Below are 20,645 nucleotides of genomic sequence, written 5' to 3' on the forward strand. Positions count from 1 at the left end.
CTAGGACGGCGCCGCGAACGCGAGCACTATTGCGATCAAAATCAAAAGCGGTCCCATCCATTTGAAATGCTTCGCGACCTGCAGCCACCATGGCTGCTGACCTTTCTGGGCCTGAAAAGGACTTTGGAGCAGCCCAAAACCAACGCCTGTCATCCACAGCCCAGCGCAGAACATGATGAACCCGTCGATGTAATTTGCGACCACGCCCGTCTCCTCCGCCGGTACCTTTGGACTGGCGTTATAGTCGCAGCCGGGAGTGGCAGAAAGCGCGGTGCCAAGTGGCGGCAATGACTGCTGCCGCCACCTGACAAGAGCCGGGCGCGGACTAGGTCTTGGCCGGCCATTTGGGCACGCCACGGTGTGACCTTCGCATGGGATGCCGCGCCGCTACCTCAGCGGCCTTCACGCGAAAATGCATGATCGATGCCGCCCCCGCCAGGCGCCGTCCGTTGGCGAAGGCTAAAAATCGACGTCGCGAAAAAACGCGAAGAAAATTCGAACCACGCATGAACCTTTGCTTTGGAGGCCGCACTAACCGGCATGGACGCCGAGAAGGCGATCCCAACACAGAAGGACGCCATGGTGGCGATCCTCGATCCAGAGAAGGAAATGCTCAAATGACCAACTTCAAGCGCATCACGCTCGCCGCGGCCCTCATCGTCTCGGCCTTCGGTTCGGCTTCCGTTCCGACCTCGGCTTTCGCCAACGGCACGCATCCCACGGGCGACGGCGGCGCGGTTTGCAAGGGCTCCGGTCATTGCCTGGTGCTCTCGATCGAGTGCAAAGGCACCTATACCGACGCCACGGACAAGAATGGCACTGTCTATGGCAAGTGCAGCCAGACCGCGCAGGTTTCGCCGCAGGCCAAGATCAAGCTCGCCAAGTAATCGGCCGCAGATCAGGGAAATGGCGGTCGTCCGCGGGACGGCCGCCATTTTCTTTTTGTTTTCGTGAATTGTTTTAGCGCCGGCTGAGCAACAGGCTGGCGAGAAGGCCGACCACGACCAACCCAACAGCAGCGGCTGTTGCCGGACGATCGCGCGCCGTCTTTTCGATCGCCCTGCCCTGCTTCCTGATCGCCGGCAGCGCATCGCTGACAAGGTCGGCAAGCTGCCCATAATAGTCCGAAGCGGCATCGCGCCCGTCCTCGTAGTAAGCACCGCCGCGTTTGGCCACGACTTTGCGCAACGCGGCGAGCTCTTTGGAAAGGGTCGCGACCTGCTTTTCGAGATCGAGATCGGAGAGGGTCGAAAGCGATACCATGATTGTTTTTCCTTCTTTTGAGAGAAGGCCAAACGCATGGCCGCAGAACCGGTTCCGGTCTGCTTGCCCGAGGGCAGCGGAAAGGTTAGCGCACCTGGTCGAGCAGGCGCTTGCACTCCAGGAGGTCAAACAGCGCCTCCTGCAGCAAGGCCCGGTTGTCGCGCGACAGTTTCGATGCGCCAGGCTGGACCGGACCTTCCTCCTCGGTCTTGCCCAGGCCGAAAAAGCGGCGGCTGGGTTTTACCTTGGGCTGGCCGACCAGCATCTCGTCATCCATGCCGCGCGGCTGGGCGGCTGGCGTCAGCGGCACCTGATCGGCCTGCCTGCGCTGCGAGATCGCTTCGACGGCAGCCATGTCGCCATTGCCGATGGCGACCAGGAAATGGTTGCCGTTCTCGCGCAGCAGTTTCTGCACGCCCTTGATCGTGTAACCCTGGTCGTAGAGCATGTGGCGGATGCCCTTGATCAGTTCGACATCCTGCGGCCGGTAGTAGCGGCGGCCGCCGCCGCGCTTCATCGGCTTGATCTGGTTGAAACGGGTTTCCCAGAAGCGCAGCACGTGCTGCGGCAGATCGAGATCCTCCGCGACCTCGCTGATGGTGCGGAAAGCGTCGGGGCTCTTGTCCATGGGCGAAATCCTCACGCTGGACGGCGATCCGGCCCAGTCTGCCGAATCGGGTATCATTTCAGCGGTTTATGAAACAATATTCAAGCCCGGCGTCAAAACGGCCCGGCGTTTTCAACCGAAGCCTGCGGCAGAACCTATTTGCCGCCCTTGGCCTTGCTGTTCTGGTGCGAGCGCAGGATACGGCTTTTCAGCACGTTCGACGACTTGAAGGTCATCACCCGGCGCGGCAGGATCGGCACTTCCTCGCCGGTCTTGGGATTGCGGCCGATGCGTTCGTTCTTGGAACGGACGTGGAAGGTGGCGAAGGACGACAGCTTCACCGTCTCGCCGCGTACGATGGCTTCACAGATTTCGTCCAGCACCGCTTCGACGAGTTCTGCCGATTCAGTGCGTGACAAGCCGACCTTACGGTAAACAGCTTCGGCAAGGTCGGCGCGCGTAAGTGTCTTTCCCCCCATGCGACCGTCCCATCAGTTCAAAAAACATAAATCGATACAGGTAAAGGCAGAGCCTAAGTAATTGATCCGGCAAGGTCAAGGACCGAAACCGGACCGTTCGGCACTTACCAGCGAACGAGAACCGCGCCCCAGGTGAAGCCTCCGCCCATCGCTTCCAGGAGCACGAGATCACCCTTCTTGATGCGACCGTCGGCGAAGGCCACCGAAAGCGCCAGCGGCACGGAAGCAGCCGAGGTGTTACCGTGCAAATCGACGGTGACCACCACCTTTTGCTCAGCAATCCCGAGCTTCTTGGCCGAAGCGTCAATAATGCGTTTATTGGCCTGATGCGGCACGAACCAGTCGAGGTCGTCGGCGGTTATGCCGGCCTGCGAAAACGTCGCCTCGATGACATCGGTGATCATGCCGACGGCGTGCTTGAACACTTCGCGGCCTTCCATCCTGAGATGGCCGACCGTGCCGGTGGTCGAGGGACCGCCATCGACGAAAAGCTTGTCCTTGTGGGCGCCGTCGGAGCGCAGGCTCATCGCCAGCACGCCACGGTCGGCAATGCCGCCGGTGCCCTCATCCGCTTCCAGCACCAGCGCGCCGGCGCCGTCGCCGAACAACACGCAGGTCGAGCGGTCGCTCCAGTCGAGGATGCGGGAAAAGGTCTCCGCGCCGATCACCAGCACGCGCTTGGCGAGGCCGCCTCTGATGTAGAGGTCGGCGGTGGTCACCGCATAGACGAAGCCCGAGCACACCGCCTGCAGGTCGAAGGCAAAGCCGTGATGCATGCCGAGCCGGTTCTGGATCTCGACGGCGGTCGCCGGAAAGGTGTTGTTGGGCGTCGAGGTCGCCAGCACGATCAGGTCGATGTCGGCAGGCGAAAGACCAGCATTGTCGAGCGCTGCGCGCGCCGCCGCCTCGCCCAGGGATGCCGTCGTCTCGTCATCGGCGGCGATATGGCGCTGGCGGATGCCGGTTCGCTGGGCGATCCACTCGTCCGAGGTCTCGACCATGCCTTCGAAATCGGCATTCTTCATGATGCGGCGGGGCAGCGCAGCACCGGTGCCGCGCACGACTGATCTGATCAAAGCTCTTTCCTATTCCTTTTCGTCGACGGTGGCGTCGGATTTCCTGCTTGCCTGGGCATGCGGGTTGCGCGCATGGAACAGGTCGAGATCGGCCTCGATGCGGTCGATCAGATTGTTGCGCACCATGTCGTAGCCAAGCTCGATGGCCGCCGCGAAACCGTCCGAATCGGCGCCGCCATGGCTCTTTACCACGATGCCGTTCAGACCCAGGAAAACACCGCCATTGGAGCGGCCCGGATCGAGCTTTTCGCGCAGGCGGTCGAAAGCGCCCTTGGCGAAGACATAGCCGATCCTGGCCATCAGCGTGCGGTTCATCGCGGCGCGCAGATAGCCTGAGATCTGGCGCACAGTGCCTTCTGCCGTCTTGAGCGCGATGTTGCCGGCAAAGCCCTCGGTGACGACCACGTCGACCGTGCCCTTGCCGATGTCGTCACCCTCGACGAAGCCATGATAATTCATCGAGGCCATGTTGGCCTCGCGCAGCATGCGCCCGGCTTCCTTGACCTCTTCCTGTCCCTTGATCTCCTCGACGCCGACATTGAGCAGGCCGACTTTCGGCCGGTCGATGCCGAACACCGAGCGCGCCATGCCGGTGCCGAGAATGGCAAAGTCGATCAGCTGGTGCGCATCGGCGCCGATGGTGGCGCCGACATCCAGCACCACGCTCTCGCCGCGCATCGTGGGCCAGATCGCCGCGATCGCCGGACGGTCGATGGTCGCCATCGTGCGCAGGCAGAATTTCGACATCGCCATCAGCGCGCCGGTATTGCCGGCCGAAATGCAGGCCTGCGCGCTGCCACTCTTGACTGCTTCGACAGCCTTCCACATCGACGACTTCCAGCGGCCGTGGCGCAGCGCCTGGCTCGGCTTGTCGTCCATCCTGACCGCGACTTCACAATGGTGGAACTCGCTGACCTCGGCCAGTTTGGGGAATTTGGCGAGTTCGGGGCGCACCAATTCCTCGCGCCCATATATGACGAAGCGGATGTCGGGACGCCTGACGGCGACCGTCATGAGTGCCGGGATGACCACGTTTGGCCCGTGATCGCCACCCATGGCATCGATGGAAATCCTGATCACGCGGTCTTTATCTCACTAGCTTGGGCCAGGGCACATGGCCCGCGAAAGAAATACGAAACTCGCGAAATTCAGGGGCTCGCGAAGGTTCGGCGAAAATAGCGGTTTTGGGCTGCCGCACAACCGGCTTTTCTCCGATCGCTTCGTGTTTTAGGATTTTCCAAGCAAGGATCGCAGCTTTTGCTGGAATTCATTCTCGACGGGCTCGTTCGGGCCGGCGGCATCGAGCGAGGCGCCTGCCTTGCGCGGATAGGGATCGATCGCCAGCCCGAAGAACTGTTCGGCGAGCGCGCCGACGTCGATCGTGTCGCCGGAGAAAGTTTCCGGGCTGTCCGGCCCTTCGGCGTCGAGCAGGATTTCGCCACCGCCTTCGAAACCTTGCCGTCCGAGTTTGGATTGTTCGGGCAGGAACAGCGCCTCGACCTCTTCGTCGATATGGGCCGCGACCGGCTCAAGGGTGACGATGCAGGCCTGGGTGATATCAGCCTCGACGCGGCCGCTGACCTTGACGCCATTGCGCTTCCACGGCGCCACCAAAAGCTCAGCACGGTAGTTTTCGACCGAAAGCAGCTCGTGCTCGCGCGCAAGCATTGCGCGCTGCGCGGCGTCGGCGTCGATCACCACCTGCAAACCTTTGTGCGGCAGGCGGCCGACATTGGCCGCAAATGAGACCGGGCTAGGCGTGTCCACATGTTTCATCTTGGTCTCCCCTCCTCACTCCGCTTTCGCGACGGGAAACGCCACGGCACCGGAAACGATCGATTCGGACGGCTGTGCTTCAAGCTGCCTTGCGGCATCGATTACATAGGACGCCAGCGGCAAGGCTTGCGGCCAGGCGCCGGCATCGGGTCTGACATTGCGCGCCAGGGCGGCAGCAAGCGCGTCGCGGTCGCTGCGTTCCAGCGCGTCGTCATAGGCGGCGGTACGGCCGTAGAACATTTTGGCCAGCCTCTTCATGCGCTTGGGCACGCCGACATCGCCAACGCCCAGTTCCCGCAGCGAATGCTCGACATCGAGAAAGAACTCGTCGATCAGCACCTGCGCGACCTCATGCGCGACGCCCTCTTCGCCGCGGAGCCGGTGCTGAAACAGGAACATATGCAGCGACAGCATCTCGAAACGGCCGAGCGGCGTATCCGGCACATTCCAGTGGGAATAAAACACGGTCTGCCGCGCCGCCGCCACGATTTGTGCGTAAAGCGCCTCGGTGATAGCGCGGTTGGCGTTGCGTTCGCGGCCAAAAAGGCGCTGGAACATTGAGGGTGGTCTCCTGGGGACCGATTGTTTGAATGGGCCTTGTTGCATCGGCAAGCAAGCTGGTTTACCGGTTTTGCCGCCCAGCGCAAGTTGCGGCCAGCTAATGGAGTTGTTGTTGCGCGCGCTGAAATTCAAGTCGACTTTTCTGCCTGGGGCCACCGCCGCGGTTTCGCTGGTGCTGGTGGCTTCCGCGCTGTCGGGCTGCAATTCGTCCAAGATGTTCGGCGACCTTAACCCTAGCGAGACGCTGACGCAGGGCTATGTTATCGACCAGCAGGCGGTCGATTCGGTGCCGGTGGGCTCCAGCCGCGAACAGGTGCTTCTGGCGCTCGGCACGCCATCGACGAAAGCCACCTTCGACAATGAGGCGTTCTATTACATTTCGCAGACGCGCAAGCGCTATGTCGCTTTCGACAAGCCGCGCCTGGTCGACCAGAAAGTGCTCGCGGTCTATTTTGGCGAGGACGGGCGCGTCACCCAGATTGCCAATTACGGTCTGAAGGACGGTAAGATTTTCGACTTCATCTCGCGCACCACGCCGACCGGCGGGAAGGACCAGAACTTCCTCAGCCAGATCATCAAAGGCGCCAGCAAGCTGGCGCCCCCCATTCCTGGCGGCGGCGCCTAAGAAGCGACCGCCTTCCTCAGATTTTTGCTTCCCCCGAAGCGACACCATCTCAGGCGACCAAAAACCCGCGGGAGCGATCCTGCGGGCTTTTGTTTTGAGGTCATGCGGCCGCAACACCCGTCGCGCTTTGCAGCGCGTGGCCTGTTCGGCCGCCGGGCTCCAGCGAGGCGCGGTGCACAGCCGCACTCTGCCGCGCTTCCGAAGGCGTCATGCCGAAATGCCGGCGGAAGGCGTGGTTGAAGGTCGAGAGATCGCCGAAGCCGGCGTCGAAGGCGATGGCGCCGATGGTGCGGTGTGCCAGGCGCAGGTCGGATAGCTTGCTGCAAACCAGCGCCAGCCGCCGGCCAAGCACGAACTGCGACAGCGAGGTCCCCTCACCCTCGAACAGCTTTCTGATATAGCGCGCGCTGACGTGGTGGCGCCCGGCCAGCGCGTCGGACCCGACATCGCCGGAAGCCAGATTGCTTTCGATATCGGCTTTGATGGCGCGCAGCCGCGCGGCGCGTATGCCGCGACCTGCGGCGACCTCGGTGGCGTCCTGCGTTGCCCCGACCACGACCGCGACAAGGTCCTGTATGTGCTTGGCGGCAAGCCAGCGCAATTCGGATGCGGCCAGGTTCGGCTCCTGCATCAGCAGACGGACATAGCTGGTCAGCAGCAAGAACTTTTCGCCCACGCATGACATCGGCGTCATCAGGGCGGCATCCGCATTCGCAGCCATGGGCCCGAGCGCTGCCTTGGGGATGGTGATGAAGAGATGATGCGACATCGCCCGTTCGATCACATGCGGATCAGAGGAGGACAGAAGGATTGCCTGGCCGGCCTCGATGCTGGCCTCGCGGCCGAGATGCGAGAAGGTGGCAGCGCCCTCCAGACACATGAAGAAAATGTAGTCATCGGTCCCCTTGGCCATGGCGCGGGAACGGATGGTGCGGAAGGCGGTGGTCCTCGAATCGGCAATGCCGACGCCCGGTAGCCGCAGGATGGTCGCGTCGACGGAGAGCTTTTCCTCCGTGACGTTAAAATCCATGTCGGTCACCATCCGGCGCAACAGGTCGCAATAGACGTTTCGCCATTCCGCTCGCGGCCACATGGCGGTCGAAAAGCGCGCATGCGCAAACTCGGGGGGTCGAATAGTCATGGGGTACTCCCAAGCGATTGTCTTCATTTCACTGTCGTTCGTAGTCGAGGCTCGTTCCATGAACGGCCTCTCATTCGACGGCGGCAATCGGGGGGCAGTGGATGGCTACAATGATTTGCGCACTTGGACAAAAGACTATTTACGAAGCTATGGATGAGCTTTGTTCATTCATGCTAAGGAACCCATGGGCGGCATCGGGTAACGGCAAATGACAAGACGGCTTCCACAACTGGAATCCATTCGTGCTTTCGCGGTCATTGCCCGGCTGGGCAGCTTCAAGCGCGCCGGCGATGAGCTGAATGTTACGCCAAGCGCGCTCAGCCACCGCATCGCCGATCTCGAAGCCGATCTCGGCGTGCTTCTGTTCACCCGCCATGTCCGCCGCGTCGAACTCACGCTTGAAGGCGAACGATTGTCCGCGGGCGTGAGACGCGCACTGCTGGAAATCCAGAGCACGATCGCGAGTGTCGCGCGCAACGAGCGCACGAGGCTGAGGGTCACCGCCATTCCTTCGCATGCCGTGCGCTGGCTGGCCCCGCGTCTGCACAGGTTTCGCAAAAAGCATCCCGAAACAGAGATCGACATCAATGCGGATCTTGCAGTCGTCGACCTTTCGCAGCGAACAGTCGACATCGCATTGCGGTTCGGCGGCGGACACTATCCGGCCGTCGAGACCGAATGGCTGATGGCAGATGCGATCTTTCCTGTCGTCAGTCCCGACTATCTCGCCGCCAACGGCCCGGTCAGAGACCAGCACGATGTGCTGCGACTGTTCCGCATCCTCGACACGACGGCCGAAAATGACGAGAGTGGCGCCAATTGGCGCCACTGGTTCGAGAGAAACAATCTCCCGCTGGATACGGTTGGCGACGGCATGAATCTGAATGGCACCTTGTTGGCGGTCGAAGCGGCGGCGAGCGGTCTGGGCGTCGCCATCGCGAGGAAGTCGCTGGTCGAGAGCGATTTGCGCACCGGCAGGCTCGTCCGCCTCCTGACGACGGACATACCGACGAACTGGAACCACTACGTCGTCGTCCACCCGTCCATCTCCGCCTGGGAGCCTGCCAGATCGTTCATCAACTGGCTGAAGGCGGAAGCCGGCGACAACACCGGCGACGGTTGACCTCGGCGGCCGTCCAGGAGCTCTCATCGGAAGGCGTCGGGGCTCACGGACTCATCGTATCGGCCAGTTGCTCATCCTTGCGGCCCGACTGGTTCGCCGCCTTGGCGGCAAGCGCTGCCGCCATCTGGCTCTCCAGCTCGCGCAGCTTGGCGTCGAGTGTCGCCATGCCGCCCCAGGCGAATGTCGCGCGGTACAGCGGTGCGATCTCGGGCGTCAGGAATTCGACCAGGGTTTCGTCCTCGACCCAGACCTTGAGCACCTTGAACAGGCGGGCATCGATCAGCCCGCTATGCCAGCCCATGCGGGCGGCAATGCCCTGGATGGTTTCGGTCGAATTGGGCGTGCTGAGCAGCACATGCGAGCCGGAGCGCAGGCGCATGTTCGGGTCGAAGCCGATGCCGAGCGGCGCTTGCTGGTCCAGAACCGTGCCGCACGGCAGGATTTCGATCAGCGAGCCGAAATCGTCGCCGAGGCAGACAAACCATGCGCCCTCAGGAAATGGCGGCGACGGCGCACGAACCGCGGTGGCGACAAGCATTTCGGCAAGGACGCTGGCGACGGCCTGCGGATCGCGGGCGTTGAATGAAGCGTGATGCAGCATGGCAATACTCCTGTTTTCAACGCCGGCGGCCGGCAGAAGTGCCGACCCATGCCGCGGCGTTCCGCAAAAACTGAATCACCGGCTGAGCGTCAGGATGACCGCGGCAAACAGGCAGGCGTATTCGGCCAGTCCAAGCACAAGGCGCAAATTGTGGTTGGCCGCCCAGCTGTCGCGCGTCTGCGCCCAATCATCGGGGATGGTCACCGGCGTCCAGCTCTGCACCTGTTTGTTGAGCGGCACCTGACGGCTGACGGTGAAGCCAATGTCGATCACCACCAGCGCCGCGGCGACGATGGTCAGGATGCGCGGCAGGCCGGCATCGACCGCAAACATCGCCATCGCCGCGATCAGCACCAGCGTCGTCAGCCTGACGAACGGCATCACCCGGGTAAACGTCCGGTCGCGCATCTGATGCATGGCCATGTACTGGCCGGCGGTAAGATCATCGATGCGAAAATCGTGGATTACACCCGAGACGTAGATGCCGGCAATAATTCCAGCCAGCGCAAGCGAAGCCGCCATCAAGAAAATGTCCATGTCTTTTCCCTGCCCGAATGTCGTTTCCCTGGCCAAAATCGCCGCAGAGGCGAGCCCGACACCGCGTCGATCGCAATGTCCTGGCCAATGGCCGGGGTATTAAAGCAGGCGAACGGTCCGGGCTTGGGTAGGATGGAACGATGTTTTGGGCAATGCGGCCCTCCGATTGCGTCGGAAACATCAAGTGCCGTGAGATCGAAGCCTATCAGCAAACCTTGACGCGTACTTGCCAGCGACCGGTCAAATTCGTATCAGACCGTGCTGGCCAATGGCGCATCACGCTGAATTGGGAGGAGCATCCGTGCCGGAAAAAACCCGGACAAAACCGACAGGCTGGATGGCGACCGGAACGGCTGACGGCCAGGTGGTCACGCCTGACTGGATACCCATCGAGCCGGTGGCGATCGATGGCGTGAGGGTCAAGGAGATCAGGCCGGTCGCAACCTCCACCGGCTATCTGACCGAGATCTTTCGCGAGGAGTGGGAGCTCGATTCGGAGCCGGTCGGCCAGGTCTTCCAACGGACCTTGTATGCCGGCGCGGTGACTGGCTGGCATGCACACGCGGTGACCACCGACCGGCTGTTCTGCTGCGTCGGCAGCGTTCGCATTTCGCTGTTTGACGGACGCAAGGCCTCGCCGACCTTCGGCGCCGTCTGGCACAAGATTATCGGCCCGTTGCGCCCGGCGGTCGTCATCATTCCACCCGGAATATGGCACGGTGTTGTTTCGCTCGGAGCGGAGACGGCGGTGCTGCTCAACCTCGTCGACAAGGCCTATGCCTACGATCAGCCCGACCATTGGCGCCTGCCGCCAGACACTGACCACATTCCCTACAGACTGGTGTAGCGTGGAAGCATCGGCGCAGCGCGATCAGGCCGGCGGCGAACCGCTGGTCTCGATCGTGATCGCGACGCACAACCGGCCGGCAGCACTGCGGCAGGCATTGACCAGCGTCATGCGCCAGACGTTGCAAGGCTGGGAAGCCTTGGTCATCGGCGACGATTGCAGGCCGGATACGGCGGCCGTTGTCGCTGAATTTGACGATGCCCGCATCGTCTACATCGATCTTCCTGTCAATTTCGGCGAACAGTCCGGTCCCAACAATATCGGCTTTGCCAGGGCGCGTGGCCGCTTCGTCGCCTTGCTCAACCACGACGATCTGTGGTTTCCCGACCATTTGGCGGCGATGACCGGCTGGATCGACGCCTCGGGCGCCGACGTGGTGCTGGCGCGCGGTGCCGTCATCCAGCCGCCGTCGGCGGCCGGCAATCCTGTCAATTCGATCTTCGGGATCGGCAAGGATGGTTTTTACGACCCCGTCACGACGGAAGGATTTGGCTCGGCACACATGTTTCGCCGCGCTTCGTTCAGCCTGCTCGGACCTTGGCGACCCGCCAGCCAGTGCTTTTGCGAAAGCTCGCAGGACTGGCTGTTTCGGGCATGGCGAAAGGGCGCGGTGATCGCGACGATGCCGCACCTCACGGTGATCAAGTTGCATTCCGGCATACGCAAGGGTTCCTATCTCGGCGACAATGCGCAGGAACAGAAGGATCTTCTGGATGCCATGCAGACGCCAGACGCCTTGCGCGTGAAAATCCTTGGCTGCGCGGGCGAACCCATTCGCCTGGCGGCATCGAGTTATCTCAGGCGCAGGCTGATGGCGGCTCTTGGCATCCATCCCCGCGCCCGCGCCTTCCGCCGCAAGTATAAGCGTGGCGCCTTCCTTGCCAAGCTGCGGCGCCTGCGTGGCCTGGCGCCGATGCCTGAGCGCGAACCTGGCGTGAGCGAATTGCTCGATCGCTACAGCAAGCGCGGCGATGCCGGGACCGAGCCGGATGAGGGTTGACTGCCACCAGCGTAAATCTCAAACAAAAACCCGCGGGATCGCTCCCGCGGGTTTGTTCCTGAAGCAGTGGCGTTGCCTTAGCCGTGCGCGAGCACGGCCAGCAGCAGAAGCGCCACGATGTTGGTGATCTTGATTGCCGGGTTGACCGCCGGGCCGGCGGTGTCCTTGTAGGGATCGCCAACCGTGTCGCCGGTGACCGAAGCCTTGTGCGCTTCGGACCCCTTGAGGTGCTTGACGCCGTCCTTGTCGACAAAACCGTCCTCGAACGACTTCTTGGCATTGTCCCAGGCGCCGCCGCCCGAAGTCATCGAGATGGCGACGAACAGGCCGTTGACGATGACGCCGAGCAACGAGGCGCCGAGCGCCGCAAAGGCGGACGCCTTGGAGCCCGAGATCAGCTGCACGCCGAAATAGACGACGAGCGGCGCCAGCACCGGCAGCAGCGAGGGGATGATCATTTCGCGGATCGCCGCCTTGGTCAGAAGGTCGACGGCGCGGGCATAGTTTGGCTTGGAGGTGCCGGCCATGATGCCCGGATCCTCGCGGAACTGCTTGCGCACTTCCTCGACGATGGCGCCGGCCGCACGGCCGACGGCCGTCATGGCGATGCCGCCGAACAGATACGGGATCAGACCGCCGAAGATCAGGCCGGCTACGACGTAGGGATTGGAGAGGTCGAAGGAGACATCGCCCATGCCCTGGAAGTACGGATATTTGTCGCCATTGGCGGCAAAGAACTTCAAATCGTTCGAATAGGCCGCAAACAGCACCAGCGCGCCGAGGCCGGCCGAACCGATGGCATAGCCCTTGGTCACCGCCTTGGTGGTGTTGCCGACCGCGTCGAGCGCGTCGGTGGAGTGGCGCACTTCCTTGGGCAGGCCGGCCATTTCGGCAATGCCGCCGGCATTGTCGGTGACCGGGCCGAAGGCGTCGAGGGCGACGATCATGCCGGCAAGGCCGAGCATGGTGGTGACCGCGATCGCCGTGCCGAACAGGCCGGCGAGCTGGTAGGTCGAGATGATGCCGCCGACGATGACGATTGCCGGCAGTGCGGTCGATTCGAGCGACACCGCAAGTCCCTGGATGACGTTGGTGCCGTGACCGGTCACCGAGGCCTGGGCGATGGAGTTCACCGGGCGCTTGTTGGTGCCGGTATAGTATTCGGTGATCACCACGATAAGACCGGTCACAACGAGACCGATCAGGCCGCAGATGAACAGGTTCTTGCCGATGATGGTCATGCCGGCGACGGTGCCGACCTCGCCCCAGCCGACGGTTGCCGAGGTAGCGACACCGAGACCGACGATCGACAGCAGGCCGGTGACGATCAGGCCTTTGTAGAGGGCGCCCATGATCGAGCCGTTGGAACCGAGCTTGACGAAGAAGGTGCCGACGATCGAGGTCAGGATACAGGCGCCGCAGATCGCGAGCGGATAGAGCATCGCCGCACCCAGAGCGGCGGTTCCGCCGAAGAAGATGGCAGCCAGCACCATGGTGGCAACGACGGTCACCGCATAGGTCTCGAAGAGGTCGGCGGCCATGCCGGCGCAATCACCGACATTATCGCCGACATTGTCGGCGATGGTGGCCGGGTTGCGCGGATCGTCTTCGGGAATACCGGCTTCGACCTTGCCCACGAGATCGCCGCCGACGTCGGCGCCCTTGGTGAAGATGCCGCCGCCCAGACGGGCGAAGATCGAGATCAGCGAAGCGCCGAAGCCGAGCGAAACCAGCGCATCGATGACGATGCGGTCATTGGGCTGCAGGCCCATCGGGCCGGTCAGAATATAGTAGTAAATCGACACGCCGAGCAGCGCCAGGCCAGCCACCAGCATACCGGTGATGGCGCCCGACTTGAAGGCGATGTCGAGACCGGCGGCGAGGCTGTTGGACGCAGCCTGCGCGGTGCGCACATTGGCGCGCACCGAGACGTGCATGCCGATGAAACCGGCGGCGCCCGAAAGCACGGCGCCGATCAGGAAGCCGACCGCGGCGGTGATCGAAAGCAGCCACCAGGCGAGCACGAGCACCACCACGCCGACGATGGCGATGGTGGTGTACTGGCGCGCCAGATAGGCCTGCGCGCCTTCGCGGATGGCGGCGGAGATTTCCTGCATGCGTGCATTGCCCTGATCGGCTGCAAGAACCGATCGTGTCGCCCAGATGGCGTAAAGGATTGAAAGCAAGCCGCAGGCGATGACGGCAGAAATGATGGTCATTGCCGAATTTTCCTCGATTGATGGCCCAAAAGAACCCCTCCCTGGGCCGTTGGTGCGGGGAGCGGATAAGCCTAGGCGGAATCCGTCCTTCGCAGCGGTGTATGCGAAACAGGGCTCGGAACGTCAAGATATTGTTCGGTTTTTGCCCCGCTTTCAGCCAAAAGGTTTAGGCCACAACATTCCCATTGCCGATGCCCTGCTATTAGATCGATTGAAATGACGCCGCGTCAGTCAATGCTTTGCCCGCAGTCCAGCGAAGGTCAGTCGCCAGTCTCCTGCCCCATCTTGCGCGCCGTGTAGCGCTCGATGGCGGACAGTCCGTCATAGATCAGCACCGCCAGCGCCGCGACGATCAGGCCGCCTTGCAGGACGAAGGCGAGATTGTTGGACAGCAGGCCGGCGATGATCACCTCGCCCAGCGTCTTGGCGGCAACCGTCGAACCGATCGTCGCCGTGGCCAGGCTGATCACCACCGACAGCCTTATGCCGCCCAGAATGATCGGCGCGCTCAGCGGCAATTCGACCTTGATCAGCCTTTGCCAGCCCGTCATGCCGGCGCCGCGCGCGGCCTCCATGATGTTGCCGGGCAGTGTCGTGAGGCCGGTCAGCACGTTCTCGAAGATCGGCAGCAGGCCGTAGAGAAACAGCGCAATCAGCGTCGGCTTCTCGCCGAAACCGACGGCGGGCACCGCCAGCGCCAGCACCGCCACCGGCGGAAAGGTCTGGCCGATGTTCACCAGACTGCGCGACAGCGGCAGGAATTCGGCGCCCGCCGGCCTGGTCACCAGGATGGCAAGCGCCACGGCAACGATGGTTGCGGCGACGGTAGCGATCAGCACGGTCCTGAGATGCAGCAGGGTCAGCGTCAGCAGGCTGCCCTGATTGTAGATCGCCGGCGCATTGTTTTCGGTCAGCGGCTTCAACAGCGGCTCGAACCAGCCGGGATTGGTGACGAAGGCTATGAGAAGCACCACCAGGGCAAGCCTGAGCAGCGAAGGCAGCCAGGCTTTTAGACCGGCCCCTTTCATGCCGGCCTCGCCGCGCGCTTCACCAGCCCGTCGACGGTGACGCGGCCGAGCAGCTTGCCGTCTTCGCCCTTGACCGGCAGCGCCGGCCGGCCCGACCACAGAAGCTCGGCCAGCGCGTCGCGCTGGCTGGCGTCGCCTGGGATCGCCTCGCCTTCGGCAGTCCCCTTTTCCACGGCGTCGCGCACGCGGCCGAGCGACAAGAGCCGGAACGGCTTTTCGCTGGCGCCGACCAGGGTTTCGACGAAGGCGTTCGCCGGCCGCGCCAGGATCTCTTCCGGCTTGGCGTATTGCACCAGCTTTCCGGCATCCATGACGGCGATCTTGTCGCCCATATGGACCGCCTCCTCCATGTCGTGGGTAACGAGGATGATGGTGGTGCCGAAGCGCTTCTGGATTGCCAGCAGGTCCTCCTGCGCCTTGGTGCGGATGATCGGGTCGAGTGCGCCGAACGGTTCGTCCATCAGAAGCACATTGGGCTCGGCGGCGAGCGCGCGGGCGACGCCGACACGCTGCTGTTGCCCGCCGGACAGTTCGTGCGGGTAGCGCGGGCCATAGGCCTCGGGGTCGAGCTGGTAGAGTGTCATCAACTCATCGACGCGGGCCTTGATGCGGTCCTTGTCCCAGCCCAGCAGGACCGGCACGGTGGCGATGTTCTGCGCAACGGTGCGGTGCGGGAACAGGCCGTGGCCCTGGATAGCGTAGCCGATGCTGCGGCGCAGCTCGTAGCCGGGCAGCGTGCGGTTGTCGTTGCCGTCGAGCTTGATGACGCCGGCGGTCGGCTCGACCAGCCGGTTGATCATTCGCAGCAGCGTCGTCTTGCCGGAACCGGAGGTACCGACAATGACGCAAACCGTGCGCGGCTCGACGACCATGGACACGTCGTTGACCACGGTCGTCGCGTCATAGCGCTTGGTAATGCCTTCGATCTCGATCATGCCGTTTCAACCCTGCGCCTGGTGGCGGTCATTTCGATTACTGCGTCGAGGATGATGGCCGCGGCAAAAGCCAGCGCCACCGTCGGCACGGCGCCAAGCAGCACCAGGTCCATCGCCGTCTGGCCAACTCCCTGGAACACGAAGACGCCAAAGCCGCCGCCGCCGATTAGTGCTGCGATGGTGGCCAGGCCGATGTTCTGCACCAGCACGATGCGGATGCCGGTGAGGATCACCGGAAAGGCCAACGGAAACTCGACGCCGAACAGGCGCTGGCCATCGGTCATGCCCATGCCGCGCGCTGCATCATTGGCCGCGCGGGGTACGCCGGCAAGCCCGACCACGGTGTTGGCCACCACCGGCAGCAGCGAATAGAGGAACAAAGCCACGAAGGCGGGCGCGGTGCCGATGCCTCTGATACCGAGCGCTGCGGCACCCGGAACATGCGCGGCAACCCAGCCGAGCGGCGCGATCAGCAGGCCGAACAGCGCGATCGAGGGTATGGTCTGGACGATGTTGAGCACATTGAGCACGCCGGCCCGCAACCGTTCGACGCGGTGGCACAGGATGCCGAGCGGCAGGCCGACGATCACCGCCGCCGCCAGCGACCCCAGCGCCAGTGTGATGTGCTTGGAGCCTTCCGCCCAGAAACTATCGGCGCGGTTTGCATATTCCTTGAGGATCGACAGGCTGTCCCACTGCCCCGATATCAGCAACAAGCCGATGGCCAGCGCCGCGAGGACGAGCACGCCGATGCGGGCCGGTGGCGACAGGTTGAGCCTGGTCAGCACGTCGGCGAGCAACAATGTGAAGGCAAAGATCAACAGCCAGAACCCGGAAGCCGGCGAGATGCGGGCGAAGGTGTTGCCGGCCGGCGTCAGGAAGGTGCCGGCGACACCGATCAGGATGGCAAGGGCGGCGAGCGCCACGACGCTTGCGGCCAGGCGCAGGACAAGCGGGGTTTTCAGCAAGGCAACAATTGCGGCCACGACGACGATCGCCAGCAGTAGCGGCCCGACTGTGGCCGGCAGCGCCTCCAGGATCGAGCGCGCCTGACCGGGAACGATACGATTGGCGCGGAAGGTGGCGAACGGAGCCAGAAACGCCGCATAGGCAACGATCGCCGCGATAACCATGCCGAGCTTGTCGAAACGCAGGGTCATGGATGCCCCTCATGAGGAGCGATTTTCCACGTTGCGCAGACTACGCTGGTGATCGGTGCAAGCCGACGCGAAGTCCGATCTCCCCCCTTGCGGGGGAGATGGCCGGCAGGCCAGAGGGGGGTGTGAAGGATCGTCAGCTCTCGAGCGTCGGCCTGTTCGGAAGCAACCCTGTCGAGGCACGCACCTGCTACCGGTTGTGAGGTCGGCGGGACAGCACCCCCCTCTGTCCTGCCGGACATCTCCCCCGCAAGGGGGGAGATCAGCAGCTTCCAGAGAGGGGTGTCTCGCACCAGCGTCACGATCAGCTATGCGCTGACTACTTCAAAAACCCGTTCTTCTTCAAAAAGTCCTCGGCGACACCCTTGACCGGCTCGCCGCCGACCTGGACGCGGCCGTTGAGTTCCTGCAGCGTGACGAGGTCGAGCTTGGCGAACACCGGCTTCAACAGCGTCTCGATCTCCGGATGCTCTTTCAGCACCGCTTCGCGGATGATCGGCGCCGGCTGGTAGACCGGCTGCACGCCCTTGTCGTCGGCGAGCACGACCAGGCCGGACGGCGCGATGCCGCCGTCGGTGCCGTAGACCATGGCGGCGTTGGCGCCGTTGGTCTGGTTGGCGGCAGCACCGATTGTCGCGGCGGTGTCGCCGCCCGAAAGCGTGATCAACTGCTCCGGCTTCAGCGTGAAGCCGTAAGTGGTCTGGAACGCCGGCAGGGCTGCCGCCGAATTGACGAACTCAGCCGACGCCGCCAAAACCACCGTGCCGCCGCCGGCGACGTATTTGCCGAAGTCGGTCAGGGTCGCCAGCTTGTTGGTCTCGGCAACCTCCTTGCGCAGCGCGATCGCCCAGGTGTTGTTGGCCGGTGACGGCGACAGCCAGACGATCTTGTTGGCGTCATAGTCGAGCTTCTTGGCGGTCTCATAGGCCTTGGCGGCATCCTTCCAGACCGGATCGTCGGCCTTCTCGAAGAAGAAAGCGGCATTGCCGGTGTACTCGGGATAGATGTCGATCTCGCCGGCGGTGATCGCCTTGCGTACCACCGGCGTGCCGCCGAGCTGGATGCGGTCGGTGGTCTTGATGTTGTTGGCGTTGAGCACAAGCTGGATGATGTTGCCGAGCACGCCGCCCTCGGTGTCGATCTTCGAGGAGACGACCACCTGGGCATTGGCGGAGGCGGCCGTGATGCCGAGCGCCAACGCCGCGCCGGCCAGAATCTTGACTGAAAACATTGTGAAAACCCCTTGCTTTGGACCGAAATGCGGTGGCCGCATATGAGCATGGCTTCAACGCCCCGTCGGGGCACACGGTTTCATAACAATGGGTACAGAAGCAATAATTTTGTGCGGTCGCCGCGATTCGGTCGGCGCCATGCTGACAGGTCGTGCCAAGCCAAAGATAGAACCGGATCAGGCGCGGGCTTTGCGCGATCCGGTCAGTTTGAGCGCGCCAAGGGCGACGAAACACAGGGCGACGACCGGGAAAACCAGCCAGTTCAGCATCTCCCAGCCCCAGGCATTGTAGATGGCGCCCGACATTAGCGAGGCGAAGGCGACGGAGCCGAACAGGACGAAGTCGTGGAAGCCCTGCACCTTGCTCTTTTCGGACGGATGGTAGCTGTCGGCGACCATGGAGGTGGCGCCGATGAAGGCGAAATTCCAGCCGAGGCCAAGCAGGATCAGCGCCGTCCAGAACTGCCACAAATGCAGGCCGGACAATGCCACCGCGGCGCAGCCGATGAGCAGGACCAGGCCGGTTGCGACGATGCGTTCGGCGCCGAAGCGATGGATCAGCGATCCGGTGAAGAAGCTCGGCGCAAACATCGCCATCACATGCCAGGAAATGCCGAGCGTGGCGTCGTCCGTCGACAGGCCGCAGCCGACCATGGCCAGCGGCGCGCCGGTCATGACGAAACTCATCAGCGCATAGCTGCCGACGGCGCAAAACAGTGCCGCGACGAAACGCGGCCGGGTGACGATCTCGGACAGCGGCCGGGCGTCGCTTGACGCGACTTCCGCGTGGCCGGGAGCCTTGGCCGGGATGCGCAGGAATGACAGGATGATGGCGCCGGCCGCCGCCAGAACCGGAATGGCCACGAACGAGCCGGCAAACATCACCGGCGCCAGCAATTCGCGGGTGAAGATGACGATCTGCGGCCCGAGAATCGCGGTGATGACGCCGCCGGCCAGCACGAAGGAAATGGCGCGCGCCTTGAATTCGGGCGGAGCATTATCGGCGGCGGCGAAGCGGAACTGCTGGACGAAGGCGCCGCCGACGCCGATCACCAGCAGCGCGAAAGCGAACAGCCAGAAGCTGGCGTGGAACAGAGCCAACGTGGAGATGACGCCGCCAAGCGCGGTGACGATGGTGCCGGTCATGAAACCGCCGCGCTGGCCGAGCCAACGGATGATGGCCGCGGCCGGCAACGCGCCGAGCGCCACGCCGATGTTGAAGCCAGTGATTGGCGCCGTTGCCAGCGACTTATCGGGGCCAAGCAGATATTGCCCGGCCAGCCCGCCCATGGAAATGGCAATCGGCGCGGCCGAACCGATAATCGCCTGCGACGTCGCCAGGATGATCGCCGTGCGGCGCGCGTCCCGTGCTGCGCCGGCGACGGTGCCGGTCACAATGCGTCCTTGCCGCGCCCCTCGCCCCGCACCCGGCGCGACACACGGTCGAGCACGGCGTTGGTCAGCTTCGGCTCGTCTTCCTCGTAGAAGGCCTTGGCGATGTCGACATATTCCGAAACGATGACGGCCACCGGCACGTCGTCGCGCTTCATCAGTTCGTAGACGCCAGCGCGCAGGATGGCGCGCAACGTCGAATCGAGTCTGGACAGCGGCCAGTCTTCCGTCAGCGCCTGGCGTATGATCGGATCGATGGTCGTCTGGTTCTCGACGACGCCGGCCAGGATGGCGCGGAACCACTGCGCGTCGGCCTCCCGATAAAGCGCGCCGTCGACTTCCTTGCCGAGCCGGAACGCCTCGTATTCGGCGGTGATCTCGAAGACGCCGCTGCCGGCCACGTCCATCTGGTAAAGCGCCTGCACGGCGGCCAGACGGGCGGCGCCACGCTTGTTGGCGTGGCGTATCGCGGGCTGGCCGGGCGAAGCGGGTTCGCTCACGATTGCGCTCCCAGCTTCTCCTTGAGCGCGATCATGGTCAGCGCCGCGCGCGCGGCAAAGCCGCCCTTGTCGCCCTCCGAGCGCTTGGCGCGCGTCCAGGCCTGCGCGTCGTTCTCGGTGGTCAGGATGCCGTTGCCGATCGCAATCGCTTCCTGCACCGAGAGATCCATCAGCGCGCGGCTCGATTCATTGGCGACGATGTCGAAATGATAAGTGTCGCCGCGGATGATGGTGCCGAGCGCGACAAAACCATCATAGTCCTTGCCGCCCTCGCCCATGCCGTCGAGCGCAAAAGTGATCACGGCTGGAATTTCCAGCGAACCGGGAACGGTGACGACGTCATAGGTCGCGCCGGCTTCGTCGAGCGCGCTCGTCGCGCCGTCGAGCAGTGCGTCGGCAAGATCGTCATGAAAGCGCGCCTCGATGATCAGAAGGTGGGCCTTCTTCTTCGGGCGAATGAACGCTTTGCCGTGTTGGGATGTGCCAGCCATAAATGTCTCCGGGGGTAGCCGGTGACTTAGGCCGAAGCCGGTTTGATCGCAAGCGG

24 protein-coding genes are annotated in these 20,645 nt (G+C 63.4%); 5 read left to right on the plus strand and 19 right to left on the minus strand.

The window, feature by feature from the left end; genetic code table 11:
- A complete protein-coding gene (locus NKI64_RS28130) occupies window positions 1-204 on the minus strand; it encodes a hypothetical protein (protein WP_352671429.1) in 204 nt (67 codons plus the stop codon).
- A gap of 413 nt (window positions 205-617) precedes the next feature.
- On the opposite strand from NKI64_RS28130, the gene NKI64_RS28135 reads away from it, so the two are divergent.
- Entirely contained in the window at window positions 618-887 is a 270-nt protein-coding gene (locus NKI64_RS28135) for a hypothetical protein (RefSeq protein ID WP_023669376.1), read from the plus strand.
- 73 nt (window positions 888-960) lie between these two features.
- Here the strand turns inward: NKI64_RS28135 and NKI64_RS28140 are convergent, their stop codons facing one another.
- From NKI64_RS28140 to NKI64_RS28170, 7 genes are all read right to left on the minus strand, one after another.
- Window positions 961-1,263, minus strand: a complete 303-nt coding sequence (locus tag NKI64_RS28140) for a hypothetical protein (protein WP_023669375.1) — start codon at window positions 1,261-1,263, stop codon at window positions 961-963.
- A gap of 85 nt (window positions 1,264-1,348) precedes the next feature.
- On the minus strand, window positions 1,349-1,891 hold the full coding sequence (locus NKI64_RS28145) for a MerR family transcriptional regulator (RefSeq protein ID WP_023669374.1): 543 nt from the start codon (window positions 1,889-1,891) through the stop codon (window positions 1,349-1,351).
- Between the two features lie 134 nt (window positions 1,892-2,025).
- Window positions 2,026-2,349 (minus strand): integration host factor subunit alpha, encoded by a 324-nt coding sequence (locus NKI64_RS28150; protein ID WP_006201891.1) that lies wholly within the window; start codon window positions 2,347-2,349, stop codon window positions 2,026-2,028.
- A 104-nt stretch (window positions 2,350-2,453) separates the two neighbouring features.
- A complete protein-coding gene (locus NKI64_RS28155; protein ID WP_352671432.1) occupies window positions 2,454-3,425 on the minus strand; it encodes a beta-ketoacyl-ACP synthase III in 972 nt (323 codons plus the stop codon).
- A gap of 9 nt (window positions 3,426-3,434) precedes the next feature.
- A complete protein-coding gene (gene plsX / locus NKI64_RS28160; protein WP_023700539.1) occupies window positions 3,435-4,505 on the minus strand; it encodes a phosphate acyltransferase PlsX in 1,071 nt (356 codons plus the stop codon).
- 147 nt (window positions 4,506-4,652) lie between these two features.
- The gene (locus tag NKI64_RS28165; RefSeq protein ID WP_023715400.1) at window positions 4,653-5,201 is read right to left on the minus strand and encodes a YceD family protein; all 549 of its coding nucleotides are present in this window, start codon (window positions 5,199-5,201) and stop codon (window positions 4,653-4,655) included.
- Between the two features lie 15 nt (window positions 5,202-5,216).
- Complete coding sequence (locus NKI64_RS28170; protein ID WP_023669369.1) at window positions 5,217-5,759, minus strand: ubiquinol-cytochrome C chaperone family protein; 543 nt, start codon at window positions 5,757-5,759, stop codon at window positions 5,217-5,219.
- Window positions 5,760-5,874: 115 nt separating this feature from the next.
- Here NKI64_RS28170 and NKI64_RS28175 point away from each other — a divergent pair, with 115 nt between their 5' ends.
- Entirely contained in the window at window positions 5,875-6,387 is a 513-nt protein-coding gene (locus tag NKI64_RS28175) for an outer membrane protein assembly factor BamE (RefSeq protein ID WP_023669368.1), read from the plus strand.
- Window positions 6,388-6,487: 100 nt separating this feature from the next.
- Here NKI64_RS28175 and NKI64_RS28180 read toward each other — a convergent pair whose 3' ends face one another.
- A complete protein-coding gene (locus tag NKI64_RS28180; protein WP_352671435.1) occupies window positions 6,488-7,528 on the minus strand; it encodes a helix-turn-helix domain-containing protein in 1,041 nt (346 codons plus the stop codon).
- 208 nt (window positions 7,529-7,736) lie between these two features.
- Here NKI64_RS28180 and NKI64_RS28185 point away from each other — a divergent pair, with 208 nt between their 5' ends.
- Window positions 7,737-8,651: a LysR substrate-binding domain-containing protein gene (locus NKI64_RS28185; RefSeq protein WP_352671438.1), complete on the plus strand. Its 915-nt coding sequence runs from the start codon at window positions 7,737-7,739 to the stop codon at window positions 8,649-8,651.
- 43 nt (window positions 8,652-8,694) lie between these two features.
- Here the strand turns inward: NKI64_RS28185 and NKI64_RS28190 are convergent, their stop codons facing one another.
- Both NKI64_RS28190 and NKI64_RS28195 read right to left on the minus strand, forming a co-directional pair.
- Window positions 8,695-9,252 (minus strand): hypothetical protein, encoded by a 558-nt coding sequence (locus NKI64_RS28190; protein WP_023743612.1) that lies wholly within the window; start codon window positions 9,250-9,252, stop codon window positions 8,695-8,697.
- A 75-nt stretch (window positions 9,253-9,327) separates the two neighbouring features.
- Window positions 9,328-9,789, minus strand: a complete 462-nt coding sequence (locus NKI64_RS28195; protein ID WP_023669364.1) for an anthrone oxygenase family protein — start codon at window positions 9,787-9,789, stop codon at window positions 9,328-9,330.
- 301 nt (window positions 9,790-10,090) lie between these two features.
- Between NKI64_RS28195 and NKI64_RS28200 the strand changes: the two genes are divergently transcribed.
- Both NKI64_RS28200 and NKI64_RS28205 read left to right on the plus strand, forming a co-directional pair.
- The gene (locus tag NKI64_RS28200) at window positions 10,091-10,636 is read left to right on the plus strand and encodes a dTDP-4-dehydrorhamnose 3,5-epimerase family protein (RefSeq protein WP_245259899.1); all 546 of its coding nucleotides are present in this window, start codon (window positions 10,091-10,093) and stop codon (window positions 10,634-10,636) included.
- Window positions 10,566-11,636 (plus strand): glycosyltransferase family 2 protein, encoded by a 1,071-nt coding sequence (locus tag NKI64_RS28205; protein ID WP_352445119.1) that lies wholly within the window; start codon window positions 10,566-10,568, stop codon window positions 11,634-11,636. Before NKI64_RS28200 ends, NKI64_RS28205 begins: the two co-directional genes overlap by 71 nt.
- Before the next feature lie 77 nt (window positions 11,637-11,713).
- On the opposite strand, the gene NKI64_RS28210 is transcribed toward NKI64_RS28205, so the two are convergent.
- The 8 genes from NKI64_RS28210 to ribH form a co-directional block, all read right to left on the minus strand.
- A complete protein-coding gene (locus NKI64_RS28210; RefSeq protein WP_023689501.1) occupies window positions 11,714-13,855 on the minus strand; it encodes a sodium-translocating pyrophosphatase in 2,142 nt (713 codons plus the stop codon).
- Between the two features lie 260 nt (window positions 13,856-14,115).
- On the minus strand, window positions 14,116-14,883 hold the full coding sequence (locus tag NKI64_RS28215; RefSeq protein ID WP_023689502.1) for an ABC transporter permease: 768 nt from the start codon (window positions 14,881-14,883) through the stop codon (window positions 14,116-14,118).
- Window positions 14,880-15,818 (minus strand): ABC transporter ATP-binding protein, encoded by a 939-nt coding sequence (locus tag NKI64_RS28220; protein WP_023819344.1) that lies wholly within the window; start codon window positions 15,816-15,818, stop codon window positions 14,880-14,882. Before NKI64_RS28220 ends, NKI64_RS28215 begins: the two co-directional genes overlap by 4 nt.
- A complete protein-coding gene (locus tag NKI64_RS28225) occupies window positions 15,815-16,978 on the minus strand; it encodes an ABC transporter permease (RefSeq protein ID WP_352671445.1) in 1,164 nt (387 codons plus the stop codon). The genes NKI64_RS28220 and NKI64_RS28225 overlap by 4 nt, the downstream gene beginning before the upstream one ends.
- A gap of 316 nt (window positions 16,979-17,294) precedes the next feature.
- Entirely contained in the window at window positions 17,295-18,206 is a 912-nt protein-coding gene (osmF, locus tag NKI64_RS28230) for a glycine betaine ABC transporter substrate-binding protein OsmF (protein ID WP_023689505.1), read from the minus strand.
- A gap of 177 nt (window positions 18,207-18,383) precedes the next feature.
- Window positions 18,384-19,601 (minus strand): MFS transporter, encoded by a 1,218-nt coding sequence (locus tag NKI64_RS28235; RefSeq protein WP_023689506.1) that lies wholly within the window; start codon window positions 19,599-19,601, stop codon window positions 18,384-18,386.
- Complete coding sequence (gene nusB / locus NKI64_RS28240) at window positions 19,598-20,098, minus strand: transcription antitermination factor NusB (RefSeq protein ID WP_023682390.1); 501 nt, start codon at window positions 20,096-20,098, stop codon at window positions 19,598-19,600. Before nusB ends, NKI64_RS28235 begins: the two co-directional genes overlap by 4 nt.
- The gene (ribH, locus tag NKI64_RS28245) at window positions 20,095-20,589 is read right to left on the minus strand and encodes a 6,7-dimethyl-8-ribityllumazine synthase (protein ID WP_023693260.1); all 495 of its coding nucleotides are present in this window, start codon (window positions 20,587-20,589) and stop codon (window positions 20,095-20,097) included. Before ribH ends, nusB begins: the two co-directional genes overlap by 4 nt.
- Window positions 20,590-20,645 lie beyond the last annotated feature (56 nt).

The organism is Mesorhizobium sp. M0478 (assembly GCF_040321305.1).
In the GTDB taxonomy this organism is placed as follows: domain Bacteria; phylum Pseudomonadota; class Alphaproteobacteria; order Rhizobiales; family Rhizobiaceae; genus Mesorhizobium.